This window comes from Companilactobacillus suantsaicola (genome assembly GCF_004745525.1).
GTDB lineage: Bacteria > Bacillota > Bacilli > Lactobacillales > Lactobacillaceae > Companilactobacillus > Companilactobacillus suantsaicola.
The window spans coordinates 22382-41428 of sequence record NZ_RKLY01000008.1 but is presented as its reverse complement, the minus strand read 5'-3'; the positions used below and the strand labels follow the sequence as shown (position 1 = coordinate 41428).

Sequence of the window (19047 nt, the reverse complement as noted above, 5' to 3'; positions counted from 1 at the left end):
CGATATCTCCCTAATAATTCATTCGAATTCATTCTATCATGATTGAAAACGTTTTTCCTTATATTTTAAAAAGTATATACTTTTTTCTCTGAAAGTGTTTACAAGAGTAAAAAATAATGTATACTGTAAACGTATTCAAAAAATAAATGTGTGAGGTAGATGAATAGTATGACAGATAAATTACCAGAGAATTTCTTTTGGGGTAATTCCACTTCCAGTATGCAAACTGAGGGCGCTTGGAATATTGGAGGCAAAGGTAAATCCGTCTACGATGTGAGACCAGCTACAAAGGATGCTTCTGATTGGCACGATGCAATCGATGAGTATCATCGTTACGGCGAAGACTTTGATTTGATGGCTAAACAAGGGATGAATTTCTATCGTTTCCAAATTTCCTGGAGCCGTGTAAATCCAGAGGGTGACGGTGAATTCAATGAAGAAGGTATCGAATTTTACAATAAGTTGATCGATGCACTTTTAGCTAAGAACATCACACCGATGATTTGTTTGTACCATTTTGATATGCCTCTTCATTTAGCAGAGGAATACAACGGATTCTTATCACGCCACGTTGTTGATGCTTTTGTGCGTTATGGCGAAGAAATGGTTAAACGCTTTGGAGATCGTGTTAAATATTGGATTACCTTCAATGAGCAAAATCTCTATCACATGAGTGAAGCATTTCGAATTGCTGGTTACTTAAAGGGTGACAAAACAGATGATGAGTTGTATCAAATCAGCCATCACGTAATGTTGGCTCACGCAGGAGTAACTAATTACATTCATGAAAATACTGATTGCAAAATTGGTGGGATGCTCGCCTATAGTGAAGTCTATCCAGCATCACCAAATCCAAAAGATATTTTATACGCTCGCCAAATCAACGAGTTTCTCAATCGTGATTTGTTAGATGTTTTCGTTTATGGTCGTTATTCCAATGAAGTTCTTACCTTCATTAAGAACCACAACATTGATATGGATTATCAACCAGAAGACGATGAAACTTTAATCAAGGTGACATCTGATTTTATTGCTTTTAGTTACTATCGTAGCGATACGATCGATTCAACTAAGGTTCCTGAAGGAACAATTCCAAATTACTACTTAGACAAAGGTGTTAAGAAGAACCCTTATTTGGAAACTTCAGAGTTTGGTTGGCAAATCGATCCACTCGGTTTCAGAGACATTTTGACAAAAGTTTACAACGAGTACGGAGTACCAATGTTCCCAATCGAAAATGGTATCGGTGTTCGTGAAGACTTCGATGGCAGTGAGATTCAAGATGATTATCGTATCAAGTACCACCGCGACCATATCCAAGCTATGAAAGATGCTATTTTTGAAGATGGTGTTGAGGTAATTGGATACTTAGGCTGGGGCTTGATCGACATTCCTAGTTCAAGCGGTAACATGGATAAGCGTTATGGAACTGTCTATGTTAACCGTACAAACCACGATCTTTTGGACATGAAACGTGTTCCAAAGAAGAGTTACTGGTGGTTGAAGCACGTTATCGCAACTAATGGAGGTGATTTGTCGGATTTGGATTAGGATTTGAATTTTTTATAAACTTTTTTCGGGGGCGAAAGTATGTCATTACAGAATTCAAAAGCGGCTGACAAATTTGCGACATTTGCAGCCAAAATGGGTGCGCAAATTCATCTACGTTCATTGCGTGATGCGTTTGCCACAATCATGCCGTTGTATATCCTTGCTGGATTAGCGGTTTTGTTAAATAACACAGTGTTCACATGGATCTTCAAAGGTGACACTTTAACGCATGTTCAATATTGGGGAACCTTATTGAGTAATGCGACACTAAATATTTCAGGTATTTTAATTGCAGCTATGATCGGTTATTGTTTAGCTAAGAATAGAAAATTCGATAACCCAATCGCTGCTGCCTTGGTATCAATGGCAGCCTTAGTTACTATGATGCCTAACACAGTTTCATTAATTCCTGATGGTGCTAAAAAAGCAGTTGATGTTTCAGCTGTTCTACCATATTCAAACTTAGGTACAGGAGCAATGTTCGCCGGTGTTATCGTTGGTTTGCTTGCTACTGAAGCTTTTGTTAGAATTTCAAGAATCAAGAAACTACAAGTTCACTTAGGTGATAACGTTCCACCAGCTGTTGGTAAATCATTTGATGTTTTGATTCCTATCATCATTGTTCTATCATGTTCAGCTATTATTTCAGCACTACTTTACAACTTGGCCGGAATGAATTTGATCAACTTGATCACAACATTCATCCAAGAACCATTACGTCACATTGGTACAGGTATCTGGGGAGTTATCATTCTTTACTCACTAGGTAACTTACTCTGGTTGTTCGGTATTCACCAATCAGTTATTTACAGTTCAATCCTAGAACCACTTTTGATCATCAATATTACACAAAACATTGCCGCATATAATGCTGGTAAAGCTATTCCTAATATTATCAACGTTTCCCAAGTTCAAACTTATGGTTTGATGGGTGGTTCAGGTTCAACACTTTGTTTACTAGTTGCTACATTCTTAGTTGGACGTAGTGCCGTAACAAAGAACGTTTCAAAATTATCAATCGCACCTGGTATTTTCAACATTAACGAACCTGTTATCTTCGGTTACCCAATCGTTTATAACATTTCATTAGCTATCCCATTCGTATTAGTTCCAGTTATGGGTCTTGTAATTAGTTACGTAACAACAACATTAGGTTGGATGAGTCCTTGTGTCATTCAAGTTCCATGGACAACACCAATCGGATTCTCAGCCTTCCTAGCAACTGCTGGTGACTGGCGTGCCGTTGTTATCCAATTGATTACCTTTGTTCTAGGTGTTCTAGTTTACATTCCATTCGTAATGATCAACGATAAAGTTCTTATGAAGGAATCTAAAGACGACACTGTACAAGCAGCTTAATAGTTAGAAATACTAATTACTTAACAAACACTTCACAAATTATGTGGAGTGTTTTTTTTATAACGAGTATGATGATAATTGTAAGAAACAAACAAATGGGGGAAATAAAATGACAGATCGTATCGAATTATCAGCTTGTACCTCAATCATGGTAGGCAAGAAAGCTTCCATGGATGGCGCAACTTATATCTCAAGAAATGAAGATCGAATGAACGCAATTTATCCGAAAAAAGTGATCGTGCAACCAAGTGTTAATAACCGTCACGCAACTTATGTTTCAGCTTACAACCAAATGACCATGCCATATCCAGAAAATGGCTATCGCTACACTTCTACACCTAGTGTCGACCAAACGACTGGCCCTAATGAAGAAGATGGTTTTAATGAAAAAAACGTCGGTATGAGCGCAACTGAAAGTGTTTATGCCAACGAAAAAGTTTTAGCCTGTGATCCTTATGTGGAGAATGGTTTGGCTGAAGATTCACTAGCTACCTTAGTGTTACCTTATATTGATTCAGCACGAGAAGGAGTTAAATATCTGGGTGAACTAGTTGCCAAATATGGTTCAGCTGAAGGAAACGGTTTGCAATTCAACGACAAAGATGAAGTTTGGTACATGGAAGTTGTTACTGGTCATCAATGGGTAGCGGTTCGTATTCCTGACGACTGTTACGCCGTAGCTGCCAACCAGGTGGCAATTCAAGATATCGACTTCAACGACTCAGAAAATTACATGTGGGCCGATGGCATTCAGAAATTTGTTGCCGAAAACAATTTGAATCCCGACTCCGACCGTTGGGACTTCCGCCACATTTTTGGCACGGATACTGAAAAAGATCATCATTACAACACACCAAGAGTTTGGTTTGCTCAAAAATACTTGAATCCATCAATTGAACAAGATCCTGAATCAGCTGAATTACCATTCATCAGAAAAGCTGAAAAGAAAATTGCCGTTGAAGACGTTCAGTATATTTTGAAGTCTCACTACAACGAAACAAAATATGATCCACTAGGCAGTGGCAGTGAACACGACAAGAAAACTTATCGTTCAATTTCACTCTCCAGAACTGCCAATTCCCACATTCTTCAAATGCGTGATTCCAGTAAAAATGGTGCTGCAGGCCTAGAGTGGACCGGCTTTGGAATTCCAAGCTTCTGCCCACAAGTACCATTTTTCACCAACGCCAATGATATCGACGAATCATTCAGTTACACACCAGAAAAATTAGATTTGAAGAGCGCTTACTGGCTATATACAACCTTAGCGATGGTAGTGGAAAGTCACTACAAGGAATTCGTCGAACCAAATTTAGACTATCAAAAAGCTTTGTCACAATGGGCTAGAACTAAGATTGCCGAAGTAGACAAGAAAGCTAAAACCATGTCAGGAGAAGCATTGACAGACTATTTGACACAGATGAATAAAGAAATAGTTAAACACTATAATGATAAAACCAGAGAACATTTGGCCGATTTAGTTACGAAAGGTGCCGAGATGTCGAAGTTGACATTCTTGATGGATCCAAATTTGTAGAGCGTGTAGCAGGGGCGGTCAGCTCCCGGAGGATAACGTAATTTCACGAATTGCCCGCCGCACTTTGCGGGTGATTTGGGAAATTTTGTTATCTCGGAGGGAGTTGGCCCTGCGGAACGCGTTTTAGCTATATGGCATAGAACCATGGTTATTCCCAACAGAACAACCGCCATAACCAAAAAGAACCATGGTTATCCAAATAGAAACAAACCAAAGTCCAAACCAATAGAACCCCAACCCAAAACATAGTAAAATAACAGCGAATACAAAAAGGTATCCGCTGCTTTTGTTTTTAAAAGAAAAATATCCTGAGGTAAAAGTTATGAAAGAATTACGTTTCAAAAGCGTTTTTGACATCATCGGTCCGGTTATGGTCGGCCCTAGTAGTTCACATACGGCTGGAGCAGCTAGAATCGGTAAAGTGGTCCACGATATTTTTGGTGAAAAACCAGAAAAGATTACTATCGATCTCTATGAATCTTTCGCTAAAACCTATCGAGGCCACGGCACTGACGTTGCCTTAGTCGGTGGTCTATTAGGGATGGAACCTGATGATCGAAGACTCGCAGATTCTTTAAAAATGGCCTATGAGCAAGGAATTAAAGTGGCCTTTGTTCCTAAGAGTGACAAAGTTGAACATCCTAACACGGCTAAAATCACTCTCGTTAAAGGGGACCACGATCTGAGCGTGACAGGTGTCTCGATTGGTGGCGGAAATATTCAAATTTCGGAAATCAACGGATTCAAGATGTCGCTAAGTTTGGGCACCCCGACTTACATCACGGTTCATCAAGACGTTGCCGGAATGATTGCTAAAGTTACTGATGTCTTCTCGGAATTGAATATCAATATCGGCACCATGACGGTTACGCGCGCTTCCAAAGGTGAAAAAGCCATCATGATAATTGAAGTTGATGAACGCCGCGACAAAGCAGAAATCCTACAAAAATTACGTGCCTTATCACATGTTGATAACGCTACTTACTTTGAATAGAGGTACTGAGATGTTTTATACGATAAAAGAATTAGTTAAACAAAGTGCTGATTATGATTCAGTGGCTGATTTGATGGTTCAAACGGAAATGAAAAATACTGATCGTAGTAAAGAATTTATCCGCATGACGATGGAACGTAATTTGAAAGTTATGGAAGACTCGATCAAAGAAGGTGTCGCCGGAGTGAAGTCGGTAACTGGCTTGACTGGTGGGGATGCCAAAAAGATGAACGCTTACATCGAAAATGGTGATTTTTTAAGTGGAGAGCCGATTTTAGAAGCCGTTCGTAACGCTATAGCGGTCAATGAAGTCAATGCTAAAATGGGCTTGATCTGTGCAACACCAACTGCTGGTAGTGCTGGAGTCTTAGCTGGAGTTTTAGTAGCGACCCGCGACAAACTACATTTAACTAGAGACCAACAAGTTGACTTTTTGTTCACTGCTGGAGCTTTTGGATTAGTGATTGCCAACAACTCTTCAATTGCTGGTGCCGAAGGAGGTTGCCAAGCTGAAGTAGGTTCCGCTGCCGCAATGGCCGCTGCTGCTTTAGTTTGTGCCAAAGGTGGAACAGCCCAACAAGCAGCTGAAGCAATTTCCATCACTTTACAAAATATGATGGGCTTGATTTGTGACCCAGTTGCCGGATTAGTCGAAGTTCCTTGCGTTAAAAGAAATGCCTTAGGAGCCTCACAAGCAATGATTTCAGCTGATATGGCTTTGGCTGGTATTACTAGCGTTATTCCAACTGATGAAGTAGTAGAAGCAATGCATCGAGTTGGCCAACAAATGCCATCGATCTTTAAAGAAACTGCCGAAGGTGGCTTAGCAACGACACCAACTGCTTTGAAATTGAAGAAAGAAATATTTGGTGACTAGAAGTGTTTTTTACGTAATTTGTATATTGTGAAAAGATTTTAATAATAAAATTTGAGGTTTTCTAATGGATAAAGATACATATAAAAAACTCTTGAGTTTGGAAAAGATTTTGACCAATAAACAAATTACTGTGGCTTCCCAGGATGAACAACGAAAGTATCCATCTCGGGGAATTTTTTCTGTTAATCATAAGTTTGAAACTGTCATGAATAGAAAGGGACATAAAAGAGATAAATTGTCTTTAATGATGAATTCAAATGATGGGAATATGATGAGATTTGATATTATTGGCAAACCTCATCAAGGGTATCCAACTCCACATTTACATGTTTTTACTGGAGAAAATACATTTGATAGTAAATTTTTGTCAAGTGAAGAATTACCGTATACATTTGATGAAATTGTGAGCAACCCTTCAGCTTTTAAAAAAGATTTAGAGTTGTTCTTGAAATATAATAATGTCGAATTAAAAAATGTTATTTTTTATGATTCATCGATTAAAGGAGGGAATTGAAATGATGAAGTCTTCTTGGGTTGAAGAATACCTTGATTGGCTAAAAGAACAGTACCAAATTAGTGATCTGGGAAATAGTGAAGAGATAATTACACCGTTTGTAAATTCAATTGGGGATAATATCACTATCTATGTTTCTCCAAATGAAGATGGATCTATCACTTTGACAGATGATTTTGATACAATTGGTGATTTAACAATGATGGGCGTAAATTTATCTTTACCGTCTAGAAAAGTTTATTTAAATAACATTATTAATGAATATGGTATTCATAATGTGGATGGTGAACTCTTTGTTGTAGGTAGCAAAGGGGATTTTCCAATGATGAAACAGAATTTGGTTCAGGCAATAATTCATATTGATGATTTACTTATGACTCGTAAGGAGAATGTGACAAGTATTTTTAAAGAAGAAGTATATAGCTACTTTGATGAAAATGATTTTGGTGGACTAAAAACTTATCGGCCATTTGGAAGTAGTGGTAATAGTTATTTGATTGATTATACAATCCCTAAAAGAGAACACCGACCATATAGATTTATTAATTTTACTAATTCTTCGTCGTTTGCAAGTATTGCAACTACGGGGGCAATGTATGGTGATATATCTTCGGGTACGGAATATAATGTGAAAAATTCAGAATTCATATTAATCTATAACTCCGAAATAGCTTCTCCGAGTCAAAAAGGATTTAATATTGCGGAACGTTTCAATTTAAAATTAATACCTTGGAATAATAAACACGAAATACTAAAATTAAAGTAATTATCGAACCTTTGGAATTCCAAAGGCTCTTTTTATAAGTGGGGGAAAATTATGAAACGACAGACACATTCAGCTTGCACATCAATCATGGTAGGTAAAAAAGCTTCACGAGATGGCTCAAACTTTATTGCTCGAAATGAAGATAATTTCGTCGCTATTTGGCCTAAGAAATTCTTTGTTAAAAAAGCAGTTGAAGATCAAGATAAAAAATATGTTTCACCCTATAATCAATTAACCGTTGATTTGCCTAAAAAAGCATACCGTTATACAACTTCACCTGATGCTGATCCAAGTGAAGGATTGTATGAAGAAGACGGTGTTAACGAGAAAAACGTGGGGATGAGCGCTACTGAAAGCGTGATGGCTAACGAGGCAGTTTTAGCCTATGATCCATTGGTGCCAGAAGGGGTTGCAGAAGACTCCATGACGACACTTGTTTTGCCTTACATCGATTCTGCTCGTGCTGGTGTTGAAAGACTCGGTGAGTTGATTGAAGAATTTGGCTCCGCTGAAAGTAATGGCGTGGAATTTGTCGACGCTGACGAAATTTGGTATATGGAGATTGCGACTGGTCATCACTGGGTGGCAATCAAGATTCCTGACGACTGTTACGTGGTAGCTGCCAATCAAATCGGTATTGAAGATATTGATTTTACGGACTCCAACAATTTTATGTGGTCAAAGGGAATTGAGGATTTCGTCGAAGATAATCAGTTGAATCCTGATTTTGATCGTTGGGATTTCCGCCATATCTTTGGTACAGATACGAAAAAAGACCGTCATTACAACACGCCAAGAGTTTGGTATGGTCAAAAGGTGTTGAATCCAAGTACTCAACAAGATCCAGAATCTTCTGAGTTACCATTTTTGAGAAAGCCAGAAAAGAAAATTGCTGTCGAAGATATTCAAAGAATCCTGGCCTCACATTACAACGAAACCAAGTTCGATCCACTAGGTAGCGGCAGTGCTGAAGATAAAAAACGTTATCGGGCAATTTCGCTGTCCCGGACAGAAAATTCTCACATCCTACAATTGAGACCAAATGGCGAGACTATTGAATGGAAAGCATTGGGAATCCCAAGTTTCAGCCCCTATGTGCCATTTTTCACCAACGCTAATGCAATTGACGACTCCTACAGCTATGCACCCGCAAAACTAGATTTAAAGAGTGCCTATTGGATGTACGAAGCTTTGAATATGGTAGTTGAAAGCCATTATAAGGAATTTGTTGAGCCAAATTTGGATTATCAAAAAGAATTGAGATCCTGGTCACGCAAGAAAATTGCCGAAGTAGATGAAGAAGTTAAGAAGCTCGATCAAGTTGCTGCGGTAGATTACTTAACAAAACAGAACCATTTGATTGCTGAACACTTTAATGAAGCCACTAAAAAACATATGACCGATTTAGTTACCAAAGGTGCCGAGATGTCGAAGTTGACATTTTTGATGGATCCAAATTTATAGAACGTGGAAGCCAACGGGTAGGAGTCAGCAGATAGTCTAGCTTCACGAATTGCCCGCCGTACTTTGTGGGCGATTTGGGAAGCGTAGCTATATGTTGACTCCTGTTGGCTGGAACGCGTTTTGACTATATCGCATAGAACCATGGTTATAAAAAAATAAAGCACCAAAAAAACACTGAATCTAACAACAGATTCAGTGTTTTTTAACCCCAAAAATCCAGAAAAATTGCATAACTTTTAAATATACCACAATTAAAACGCTTTCTCACGAAAAATATGCTATATCATGAGCGTTTTTTCCCCAAAGTGACAATTTCTGTCCTATAATAGAAATTGGGATGTTTTCGTTTGAGAAATCAAATCAATGAAAGGTAGCGAAGGTATGCAGGTATATAAAAATTCAGCAGAATTAATAGACCAAATCAAAGAGAGTTATCATAAGTTCATTGATGAATATGAGGGTATAACAGATGATGTTGCCGATGAAAGAATTGAGCAAGTGGATAAGACTCCACGTGAGATGCTCTCATATCAAGTCGGATGGATTAATATGATTTTGTCATGGGAAAAGGCCGAAGCTGGTGGGGAAAATATTACGACCCCAACCCCAGGTTACAAGTGGGATCAAATGCGTCAGCTTTATCATGACTTTAATATCAAGTATGGATCCGATGGCATCGAAAATGAAAAAGAGGAATTAAGTAGTACTGTTGATGAGCTGGTCTCATGGGTCGGCAATATGTCACACGATGAACTATTCAAACCTGGCGAACGCAAGTGGGCAACCACAAAAGCAATGTGGCCAGTAGCTAAATGGATCAGAATCAATGCAGTTTCACCATTTAACAATTACAGTCGTCAAGTGAGAAAGTGGAAGAACTTTAATCTAAGAGATAGAAAGACTGTAAATTCATAATTATTAAGTACGGATAAAGAGTAGCTACCACGGGTAGTGAAAATTATCCGTATTTTTTTGTATCCGTTTTACAATAAAGATACTAATTGTTTCTAAAATTGGGTAAAATAAAAAAGTCATCCTAGTGTAGATGACTTTTACATTCCGAAATCTATTAGGAAATATCCAATTGTTCCTAAAATTATCAACATTGTAAAGTTAATAATTGTGAAATACATTAAATATTTTCCTGGATTCTTTTTAAAGAAGAATCGATATTGTTTGAAGGCCAATAAGTTAGCGAGGGATCCGACGACCGTTCCCAAACCACCAAGGTTAGTACCCAAGAAGATTGCATGGATATACTTGGAGAATTTTGAAACTAAGATTGTTGTTGGAACATTACTAATGAATTGACTAGTTATAATTGAAGTTAAATATGTGCTAGTTCTCGTTTGTAAAAATTGATGTAGATTATTAACGATTGCTGGTTCACGATTGATATTACCAACGGCGATGAAGAAACACATAAAGATTAAAACGATTGAATAGTCCACTGACTGTAAAATGTGAGGATTGATGAAGATTACCAACAGTAGTGCGGCAATCAATGATCCCCACATTGGGATTACAGAGAAGATTCCTAAGAAAATAATCACAGTGACGATAACAGTTAGTGTTAAACTTGGGATATTCAATTCAACAGCAGGCAACTCAGTGAGTTCGATTGGATCACTTGGAAAGAATCGAGTCACGAGAAAAACGGCCAAGAATGTGACAATCGTAATGGGTGTCGACATAATAAAGAATTGTTTAATACCAAGGTCAAAATGTGTTAATAGGAATAAGTTGTGGGTGTTACCAAACGGAGTGAACATACTTCCAAGGTTAGCCGCCATCGCAATTATAATGACGGGGAAAATTGGATTTACTTTAATGTGTTTGGATAGTTGATAAAAAAGTGGAACTAAAGTTAAAATTGTTACATCATTAGTTAAGAACATAGCTCCAAAGAATGCTAATGAGGCTAACATAAACATCATTTGCCGAGTAGTTTTCGCTTTGTGTGTCATGTACGCGGCATAATATTTTAGAAAGTCCAAATAGTCATAGATTTGGATTATAATCATCATAGATAAAAGTGAAGCAAGTGTCTTCCAATTAATGTCCATCATTTGCGGTGGACTAATGAAGATTGAGGTGAGGATTGCTGCTGCCCCAGCTATCCAAAGCACCTTATCCGAAAATACACGTTTTAATACAGCCATTTAAGTTTTCCCCTACAAAAAAGAAGTACCTTATCTAGTATAAAGATAAAAGTAACGTTAAAAAAGATAATTATGCAAAAAATGACGAATTATTTTTTAAAACTTAAATTCTTTAAAAATTTTTATCATAAAAAGCATAATACATCTTATCCTAAGTATACTAAAAGTCAATTATGAGGAGTGAGAATAAATGCAAATAATTTTATCAATTTTACTATTCATCGTCGGAATTGCCGTTATGGCAGTTTCTTTTAAAGCTAAGAAAGAATTAGTGTATTACTTGCTCCTAATTGCAGGGCTAGTTTTGTTTTTTGCAGGTATCCATGTTATCTTCCCAAAATAATCGTGCCAAGTGGACACTAGACTGATATAATCTAGTCGTATCAAATATTGGGGGTAACGCCTATGATCTTAAAGAGAACATCTCTTTTAGTATTAGTTTCAATAATTTTAAGTGTTATTGAAATGACCGTTGATCCTGCATTCATCTTAGGACGAGTGTCATTAGTCTTTTCAGGATCACTGTTGATTTTATTGTCGTTACTATTTATTAAGAATCTGTGGAAATCCACAAATTAATAAGATGACCAAAAAAGGAATCATGTCCAAAGTTAATTGGAAATGATTCCTTTTTTGATTTGTTTCATAAAATGTTTCACAGGAAACATTAATAGTCTCCGTCAGCAATTTTTTCGAGAGTTGGTTTTGAAGGGATGAAGAATAGATTACCAGTTATTGGAGTACTGAAGTCGAGTAAACGATCACTCTTAGTAAACATATTCGTCAACATTCGATTAGTGATAGCGAAATCCTTTGAGTAGCCAATAAAGTAGGTTCCTGTAATATCTTTAGCAGGGTCAGAGAAAGGAACGTTCATTCTAACAATCTTATGTTCAACGCCGCCTTCTTCATCTTTAGAGGCAACGTTATGAGCGTTAGGTAATTTCTCGTCGTCGGCTAATTCACGATCGGAGAACTTATGACGACCGATAGCTTTTTCCTGGTCTTCAGTTTTTAGATTCTTCCAAGCATCCATATTATGGATGTATTTTTGAGCAAAAGCGTAAGATCCGTTATTGAATTCAGGGTCATCGTCGATCAAAGTGTAATCCATTGACTCAACACCAGCAGGATTTTCAGTTCCATCGATAAAGCCAATGATGGCACGACCTTCCATGTATCTGAAACCATGAGTTTCATCTTCAACACTGGTGATAGGACGTAAAATACCCATAAATTGATCCATTAATTCGTAACAAACAGCCATCTTGGTAGCACGGACGTGAATAAAAATATCGCCGGGTGTGGAAACAGCTGTATATTTTGGTCCTTTGATTTCTTTAAAGTTTTCTAATTCTTTTGGTTTAGGAGCGTTTGGGAATAAATAATCCCAAGCATCTGATCCAAATCCCCAGGCAACGTGTGCTTGAGCTTCTGGGTCACGAATTCGCATACTATTAATGATTGAATTAGACATATCGGAAAAATCAGCAATAGCTGCCTTTTCTTTATCCAAATCTGTTCGATTCAACATTAAAGTTGTAAAAATAACACTTTCGCCCGCGTCTTTATAGACGTCTTGGGCTTTTTTTATGTCTACTGTCATGGAATCTACCTCCGGAATATTTGTTTACACAGTTAGCTTATCATATTACAAAATAAATCGTTGGGATTAAAATTCGTAAAATAAAATTCTTGATAATGTTAAAATTTTAGAGAATAATAATTTTTATATTATGTACGTTACAAGAAGTACGAAAGGGAGAAAAATTTATGTGTACAAGTCTTAGTTTAGAAGCCCTAGACGGATCAAAATTCTTAGCCAGAACAATGGATTTTGCCTTTGAATTGAATGGCCGGCCAACTTTCTTACCACAACAATACGAATGGATTTCTTCATATGATAAGAAATCTTATACAACTAAATATGCCATTATGGGAACAGGAGCCAAATATGGTCATAATTATATGGTAGCCGACGGTTTTAATGAATATGGTCTATCAGCTGCCGAATTGTACTTCGCTAATGCTGCAACTTATGACAAAGAACCAGTCGACGGTGAAATGAATCTCGTGGCGGAAGAATTTATTCTTTGGGCATTAGGAAACAACAAGTCAATTGAAGATTTGAAAGAAAATCTCAAACAAGTTCATTTGATCGAATCTGATCGTGGGGTCATGCAACAAAATCAACCACTTCACTGGATTTTTAGTGACGCAACTGGTGCTACTTACGTCTTGGAACCAGAAGGCGATGGGTTGAAATTGCAAGAGGACAAAGTCGGTGTGATGACTAATACTCCAGATTACAACTGGCACAAAACTAATTTGTCGAACTATTTAGGTGCTCAAACGACTAACTTTGGTGCCAAGAAGTTTGGTGATGAGGAAGTTATTCCATTAGGTCAAAATGGTACCTTTAGATTGCCCGGTGGTTACACTGCAGTTGACCGTTTCGTGAGAACTGCTTTTATTCGCAATTCAACTGAGAAACCTAAGGATAGTAAACAAGCTGTTAATACAATTTTGCATATGCTTGATAGTGTAACGATTCCTCGTGGCGTTAATATTAAGGAAAATGGCGAAGCTAGTTATACTCAATACCAAACAGTTTTGGATTTGACTAACAAAATCATGTATTTTGTTCCTTATGGTAATCGTAAGGTTTACGCTACAAAATTGACTGACGATTTGATTAAGAATCAAAAAGAACCAAAAGAGTTCGAAGTAGCTCTTGATCAAGAATTTGAAGCCTTGAACTAAAAAACTAAAGGTTAAAAATTGAATAAGCCTGATGTTATTAGAAACTGACGAAGAATTGTAGATTTGACCTACATATAAAATACCCGTTACACCTTGTGCGCAAACTATCGCATGGTGTAACGGGTATTTGTTTTAAGCAAAATTTTTTTATTTGTCGAAAGGATTATTTTTCAAAACAGAAGTGTAAAAGTTAATTTCAGCAATTGCCTCTTGCAGACGTTTTGCAAAGTGATCACTATTTTTGACATCAAGTAAGTGACCATCGTTGTCGAAATTATCATCGGCGTTCCACAACAAAACTGGTGTAGGCAAAACAATCATCTTGAGCATCTGTAGTATTGGTACGATTGAGTTAGCCGCCAAAATTCCACCGTCACTAAAATGTGAGTAAGCAATCGTTAGAACCGGCTTGCGATTAACTTCGGGATCAACCAAATCGAGTGCATTTTTCAAAGCACCAGTAATAGCGTGATCGTATTCTGGTGTCAAAATCAAGTAACCATCTTGTTGCGCTAAGGTTTTCAGCCATTTGTCTTCAATGTTATTTAGATCGTGAATGTGAGTCTCAAGTGGCGTTTCTTCGTGATCGTAAAGTGGCAACGGATAGTCACGTAAGTTGATCCAATTGTATTGCACGTCGGCGTTTTCCTGGACGCTGTTTTGTAAATATTTAAAGATTTTTTCACCGAGTGAAGTTTGGCGTGTCGTTCCTAAAATGACACCAATTTGTATTCCCATATTAGATACCTCATTTCTATATAATAATGTTATATCTGAAAGCATTTAGAGTGCAAATGATTGAATTGAGGGACCAAAAAATTTCTGGTATGTAAATGTTGATGATTATAAGGTATACTGATTTCGAAAGATAGTTACCATGTATAAAATTGGTTCGTCCCAATTTATGAAACGAGGAAAATTATGGCAGATTTAGTTTATCAAAAAATTATTACATCATTAAAAAAGTCAATTGATGAGGGTGAATATTCCGACATGCGCTTACCGGATGAACGGTCACTGGCTGAAAGTTATAGTGTCAGTCGTAGTTCGATTAAGCGGGCCTTAGGTTTAATGGCTGACCAAGGAATCATCTTTAAAAAACGTGGTTCAGGTACGTTTGTTAATCCACTCTATTTAAAGCAAGGTTCATCATTTAGTTATAGTGGTAAGAACTTAGGTATTACCGACAGTTTTAATGCGAACGGACAAAAGCCTGGCGTTCAGGTATTAAAATTTGACGTGGTCCATCCCGATAAGGATCTTCAAGATAACCTGTTTCTAAAGTCGAGTGAATTCGTATATTCATTCAAACGTTTACGTTTTTTGGACGACGTGCCTTTTATGATTGAAACTGGTTACATCCCCATCAAATTAGCTCCAGAATTGTCTGAGCAAATTGCTTCCGAATCGATCTTTAATTATGTAGAGTCTGAGTTAGGAAAAGAAGTTAATAAAACTTATCTGACGATTTCAGCGCAACCATCCGATGAGGAAGGCAAAGAATTGCTCAAGTTGTCTCCAAACGAGCCGGTCGGGATGATGGAAGGTATTTTCTTCTTGGACGATGGAACACCGTTTGAATTCTCTACCATGAAGTTACATTATAAGTACTTTAAGTATGATTCATTCGTTGATTTAGGTAATAAGTAAGTGTTTACAAAAATTGGGTCGAACCAATTATAAAAGTGGTTGACTTTTAATTGTTTTATGGTTATGATTACATTGTAAAAACGTAAGGAGTGTGCTGGTAATGACTGATTACTCATCAAAAGAATATTTAAACTTGATCGATAGATATTGGCGTGCAGCCAACTATGTTTCTGTTGGACAATTATATTTAAAAGATAATCCTTTATTAAAACGTGAATTAAAACCTTCCGATGTTAAGGTTCACCCAATTGGACACTGGGGAACTATCGCTGGTCAAAACTTTATTTATGCCCATTTAAATCGTGTAATTAACAAGTACGGTTTGAAGATGTTCTATATCGAAGGCCCAGGTCATGGTGGGCAAGTTATGGTTTCAAACTCATACCTTGATGGTAGTTACACGGAAATTTATCCAGAAATTACCCAAGACGAAAAGGGTATGCAAAAATTATTTAAGCAATTCTCATTCCCAGGTGGTGTCGCATCTCATGCTGCCCCTGAAACTCCTGGATCAATGCATGAAGGTGGAGAATTAGGTTATTCTCTATCACACGGTGTTGGTGCTATCCTCGATAACCCAGATGAAATTGCTGCAGTTGTAATTGGTGATGGTGAATCTGAAACTGGTCCATTGGCTGCTTCATGGTTCTCAAATACTTTCATTAACCCAGTTAATGATGGTGCCGTTCTACCAATTCTAAATCTAAACGGCTTCAAGATTTCTAACCCAACAATCTTGTCACGTAAGAGTGATGCAGATTTGACTAAGTACTTTGAAGGTATGGGTTGGGATCCAATGTTCGTTGAAGGCGACGATCCTCAAAAGATGCATCCTGAAACTGCTAAAGTTATGGATGAAGCTATTGAAAAAATCAAGGCTATTCAAGAAGAAGCTAGAAAACACCCAGCTTCAGAAGCTAAGATGCCAAAATGGCCTGTAATCATTTTCCGTGCACCTAAAGGCTGGACTGGTCCTAAGACTTGGGATGGCGAACCTATTGAAGGTTCATTTAGAGCTCACCAAATTCCAATTCCTGTTGACCAAAACGATATGCAACATGCTGACAAGTTAGTTGAATGGCTAGAATCATACAAACCAGAAGAACTATTTGACGAAAATGGTAAGTTGGACAGTGACATTGCTGCAATTATCCCTAAGGGACAAGCAAGAATGGCTATGAACCCTATCGTAAACGGTGGAGTTGATCCTAAACCATTGAAACTTCCAGACTACAAGAACTATGCTTTGAAGTTTGACAGACCAGGTACAAAGACAGCTCAAGATATGATCGAACTAGGTAAGTACTTAGGCGATGTTATCAAGAACAATGAAAAGACATTCAGACTATTCGGACCTGATGAAACAATGTCAAACCGTCTATATGGCGCATTCGATGCTTCTCCTCGTCAATGGATGGAACCTGTTAAGGAACCAAATGACCAATACGAAGCACCAGTTGGCCGTATCATCGACTCACAACTTTCAGAACACCAAGCTGAAGGATTTAACGAAGGTTATACTTTGACAGGTCGTCACGGTATCTTCGCAAGTTACGAAGCCTTCTTGAGAGTTGTTGACTCAATGTTGACACAACACTTCAAGTGGTTAAGAAAAGCAAATGAATTGAGCTGGAGAAATAAATACCCATCACTCAACGTTATTGCTACTTCAACTGCTTTCCAACAAGATCACAATGGTTATACTCACCAAGATCCAGGTATCATTACACACTTAGCTGAAAAGAAACCAGAATACATTCGTGAATACTTCCCAGCTGACACAAACTCATTGCTTGCTGTAATGCCTAAGATTTTGGATGACCAAGAAAAGATCAATTTGTTGGTTACATCAAAACAACCAAGACTACAATTCTACTCAATCGAAGAAGCTGAAGAATTAGCTGACAAGGGACTTAAAGTGATCGACTGGGCATCAAACGATAATGGAGATCCAGACATCGTTATCGCCTCAGCTGGTACAGAACCTAACCTAGAATCATTAGCAGCTATCAGTATTCTTAGAAAAGAAAAACCAGATATCAAGATTAGATACGTCAACGTCGTTGACCTATTGAAGTTGAGATCACCAAAAGTTGACCCTCGTGGTTTAACAGATGAACAATTCAACGAAATCTTCACAGTCGACAAGCCAGTCTTGTTCGCCTTCCATGGTTTCGAAGATATCATCAAGGAAATCTTCTTCGATCGTGCAAATCATAATCTATACGTTCATGGATATCGTGAAAACGGTGATATCACAACACCATTTGATATGCGTGTAGTTAACCAAATGGATAGATTCCATCTAGCAGAAGAAGCAGCCGTTGCCGTACAAGGCGATGCAGCCAGCGACTTCGCCGATGAAATGGAAGCCATTGTTGATAAACACAACAAGTACATCCGTGAATATGGTGATGACTTACCTGAGGTTAATAGTTGGAAATGGTAAAAGCAGAGCGTGGAGCAGGCCCGCTTAGGAGTGAGCAGATAGCCTAGCTTCACGAATTGCACGCCGCACTTTGCGGGCGATTTGGGAAGCGTAGCTATATGCTTACTCCTGGCCTGCGGAACGCGTTTTAGCTATAAAGCCAAGAACAATGGTTATTCCAGTCAAGAACAACCGTTATTCCAAAAAAGAAGTATGGAAGTTCTCAAAAAGAACAACCCATATTCCCAACCAAACAAGTCGTTATAAAATAAAATCCACTTCGAATACCAAAACCGTGGTCAAAAACCACATAATCACACCCAAAAGAAAATCAAAAACAAAAAAGAGACTCAGAAATCCCACCAAAAGGATTCCTGAGTCTTTTTTTCGTATTCTTCAAGCGGATTGAAGGCAAGCGGCTGATAAAGCATAATTGAAATCCCAATAAATGCAACAAATTGACCGCAAAAGAATATCCAATTAGTAGTCGCAAGTCCCATGTAAAGACCTAAAGAAATCACCAATTCACTTACAAGTGACATGAAGAAAAACATTATAACTAGATAAATAAAATAATCAATTATCAATTGAAGTATGGAAAAAGCCTTACTATTTTCTAGCTCGTATTTTTCAAAAGTGGTTAAGTTTTTAGTAGCTAGAAAACTAGATATTTCTAAAAAAGTGAATATAAGAAAGGTTAGTATAAAATAAAAAAAGAGATCTGACATAAAAAAACCCTCCCAATTTGTATAGACCACTTAACTATAAAGTAGTCGAGGATGTAAATTGGGAGGAAATGGTATTTTTATTTTTTTGAAAGCGAAAATATTTTTATAGTGGGATAGTGGTGGATGCAGCGTAAACGCGTTGCACAGGGGCAACTCCCTCCAGATAACAGAATTTCCCAAATCGCCCGTATAGTTCGACGTGCAATTCGTGAAATTACGTTATCCTCCGGGAGCTAACCGCCCCTGTTCCACGC

The 19047-nt window shown here is 37.7% G+C and carries 18 protein-coding genes; 14 read left to right on the top strand and 4 right to left on the bottom strand.

The genetic code is table 11. From position 1 onward, the window contains the following. Nucleotides 1–168: 168 nt before the first annotated feature. From EGT49_RS04435 to EGT49_RS04395, 9 genes are all read left to right on the top strand, one after another. Nucleotides 169–1551 (top strand): glycoside hydrolase family 1 protein, encoded by a 1383-nt coding sequence (locus tag EGT49_RS04435; protein ID WP_135371912.1) that lies wholly within the window; start codon nucleotides 169–171, stop codon nucleotides 1549–1551. Nucleotides 1552–1590: 39 nt separating this feature from the next. Further along, the gene (locus EGT49_RS04430; protein WP_135371910.1) at nucleotides 1591–2910 is read left to right on the top strand and encodes a PTS sugar transporter subunit IIC; all 1320 of its coding nucleotides are present in this window, start codon (nucleotides 1591–1593) and stop codon (nucleotides 2908–2910) included. 109 nt (nucleotides 2911–3019) lie between these two features. Beyond that, a complete protein-coding gene (locus tag EGT49_RS04425) occupies nucleotides 3020–4447 on the top strand; it encodes a C69 family dipeptidase (protein WP_135371908.1) in 1428 nt (475 codons plus the stop codon). Between the two features lie 322 nt (nucleotides 4448–4769). Beyond that, nucleotides 4770–5441, top strand: coding sequence for an L-serine ammonia-lyase, iron-sulfur-dependent subunit beta (gene sdaAB, locus EGT49_RS04420; protein ID WP_135371906.1), 672 nt, complete (start codon nucleotides 4770–4772; stop codon nucleotides 5439–5441). 10 nt (nucleotides 5442–5451) lie between these two features. Beyond that, complete coding sequence (sdaAA, locus tag EGT49_RS04415; RefSeq protein WP_135371904.1) at nucleotides 5452–6318, top strand: L-serine ammonia-lyase, iron-sulfur-dependent, subunit alpha; 867 nt, start codon at nucleotides 5452–5454, stop codon at nucleotides 6316–6318. 64 nt (nucleotides 6319–6382) lie between these two features. Further along, entirely contained in the window at nucleotides 6383–6832 is a 450-nt protein-coding gene (locus EGT49_RS04410) for a DUF6978 family protein (protein WP_135371902.1), read from the top strand. Between the two features lies 1 nt (nucleotide 6833). Further along, a complete protein-coding gene (locus EGT49_RS04405) occupies nucleotides 6834–7598 on the top strand; it encodes a DUF1828 domain-containing protein (protein ID WP_167849754.1) in 765 nt (254 codons plus the stop codon). A 51-nt stretch (nucleotides 7599–7649) separates the two neighbouring features. Then, nucleotides 7650–9062: a C69 family dipeptidase gene (locus EGT49_RS04400; RefSeq protein ID WP_135371898.1), complete on the top strand. Its 1413-nt coding sequence runs from the start codon at nucleotides 7650–7652 to the stop codon at nucleotides 9060–9062. Between the two features lie 363 nt (nucleotides 9063–9425). Next, entirely contained in the window at nucleotides 9426–9977 is a 552-nt protein-coding gene (locus EGT49_RS04395) for a ClbS/DfsB family four-helix bundle protein (protein ID WP_135371896.1), read from the top strand. Between the two features lie 137 nt (nucleotides 9978–10114). On the opposite strand, the gene EGT49_RS04390 is transcribed toward EGT49_RS04395, so the two are convergent. Next, nucleotides 10115–11224 (bottom strand): SLC13 family permease, encoded by a 1110-nt coding sequence (locus tag EGT49_RS04390; RefSeq protein WP_135371894.1) that lies wholly within the window; start codon nucleotides 11222–11224, stop codon nucleotides 10115–10117. Between the two features lie 190 nt (nucleotides 11225–11414). On the opposite strand from EGT49_RS04390, the gene EGT49_RS12440 reads away from it, so the two are divergent. Both EGT49_RS12440 and EGT49_RS12435 read left to right on the top strand, forming a co-directional pair. Beyond that, on the top strand, nucleotides 11415–11567 hold the full coding sequence (locus EGT49_RS12440) for a DUF6095 family protein (RefSeq protein ID WP_167849753.1): 153 nt from the start codon (nucleotides 11415–11417) through the stop codon (nucleotides 11565–11567). A 62-nt stretch (nucleotides 11568–11629) separates the two neighbouring features. Continuing rightward, on the top strand, nucleotides 11630–11803 hold the full coding sequence (locus tag EGT49_RS12435) for a hypothetical protein (RefSeq protein ID WP_167849752.1): 174 nt from the start codon (nucleotides 11630–11632) through the stop codon (nucleotides 11801–11803). 88 nt (nucleotides 11804–11891) lie between these two features. Here EGT49_RS12435 and EGT49_RS04385 read toward each other — a convergent pair whose 3' ends face one another. Further along, nucleotides 11892–12830: a Dyp-type peroxidase gene (locus EGT49_RS04385; RefSeq protein WP_135371892.1), complete on the bottom strand. Its 939-nt coding sequence runs from the start codon at nucleotides 12828–12830 to the stop codon at nucleotides 11892–11894. A 167-nt stretch (nucleotides 12831–12997) separates the two neighbouring features. Here EGT49_RS04385 and EGT49_RS04380 point away from each other — a divergent pair, with 167 nt between their 5' ends. Continuing rightward, nucleotides 12998–13987 (top strand): choloylglycine hydrolase family protein, encoded by a 990-nt coding sequence (locus EGT49_RS04380; RefSeq protein ID WP_135371890.1) that lies wholly within the window; start codon nucleotides 12998–13000, stop codon nucleotides 13985–13987. Nucleotides 13988–14134: 147 nt separating this feature from the next. Here the strand turns inward: EGT49_RS04380 and EGT49_RS04375 are convergent, their stop codons facing one another. After that, on the bottom strand, nucleotides 14135–14725 hold the full coding sequence (locus EGT49_RS04375) for an NADPH-dependent FMN reductase (protein WP_135371888.1): 591 nt from the start codon (nucleotides 14723–14725) through the stop codon (nucleotides 14135–14137). A 183-nt stretch (nucleotides 14726–14908) separates the two neighbouring features. Here EGT49_RS04375 and EGT49_RS04370 point away from each other — a divergent pair, with 183 nt between their 5' ends. Together EGT49_RS04370 and EGT49_RS04365 are read left to right on the top strand one after the other, a co-directional pair. Then, the gene (locus EGT49_RS04370) at nucleotides 14909–15637 is read left to right on the top strand and encodes a GntR family transcriptional regulator (RefSeq protein ID WP_135371886.1); all 729 of its coding nucleotides are present in this window, start codon (nucleotides 14909–14911) and stop codon (nucleotides 15635–15637) included. 100 nt (nucleotides 15638–15737) lie between these two features. After that, nucleotides 15738–18086 (top strand): phosphoketolase family protein, encoded by a 2349-nt coding sequence (locus EGT49_RS04365; RefSeq protein WP_135371884.1) that lies wholly within the window; start codon nucleotides 15738–15740, stop codon nucleotides 18084–18086. A 329-nt stretch (nucleotides 18087–18415) separates the two neighbouring features. On the opposite strand, the gene EGT49_RS04360 is transcribed toward EGT49_RS04365, so the two are convergent. Beyond that, a complete protein-coding gene (locus EGT49_RS04360) occupies nucleotides 18416–18793 on the bottom strand; it encodes a hypothetical protein (RefSeq protein WP_135371882.1) in 378 nt (125 codons plus the stop codon). Nucleotides 18794–19047 lie beyond the last annotated feature (254 nt).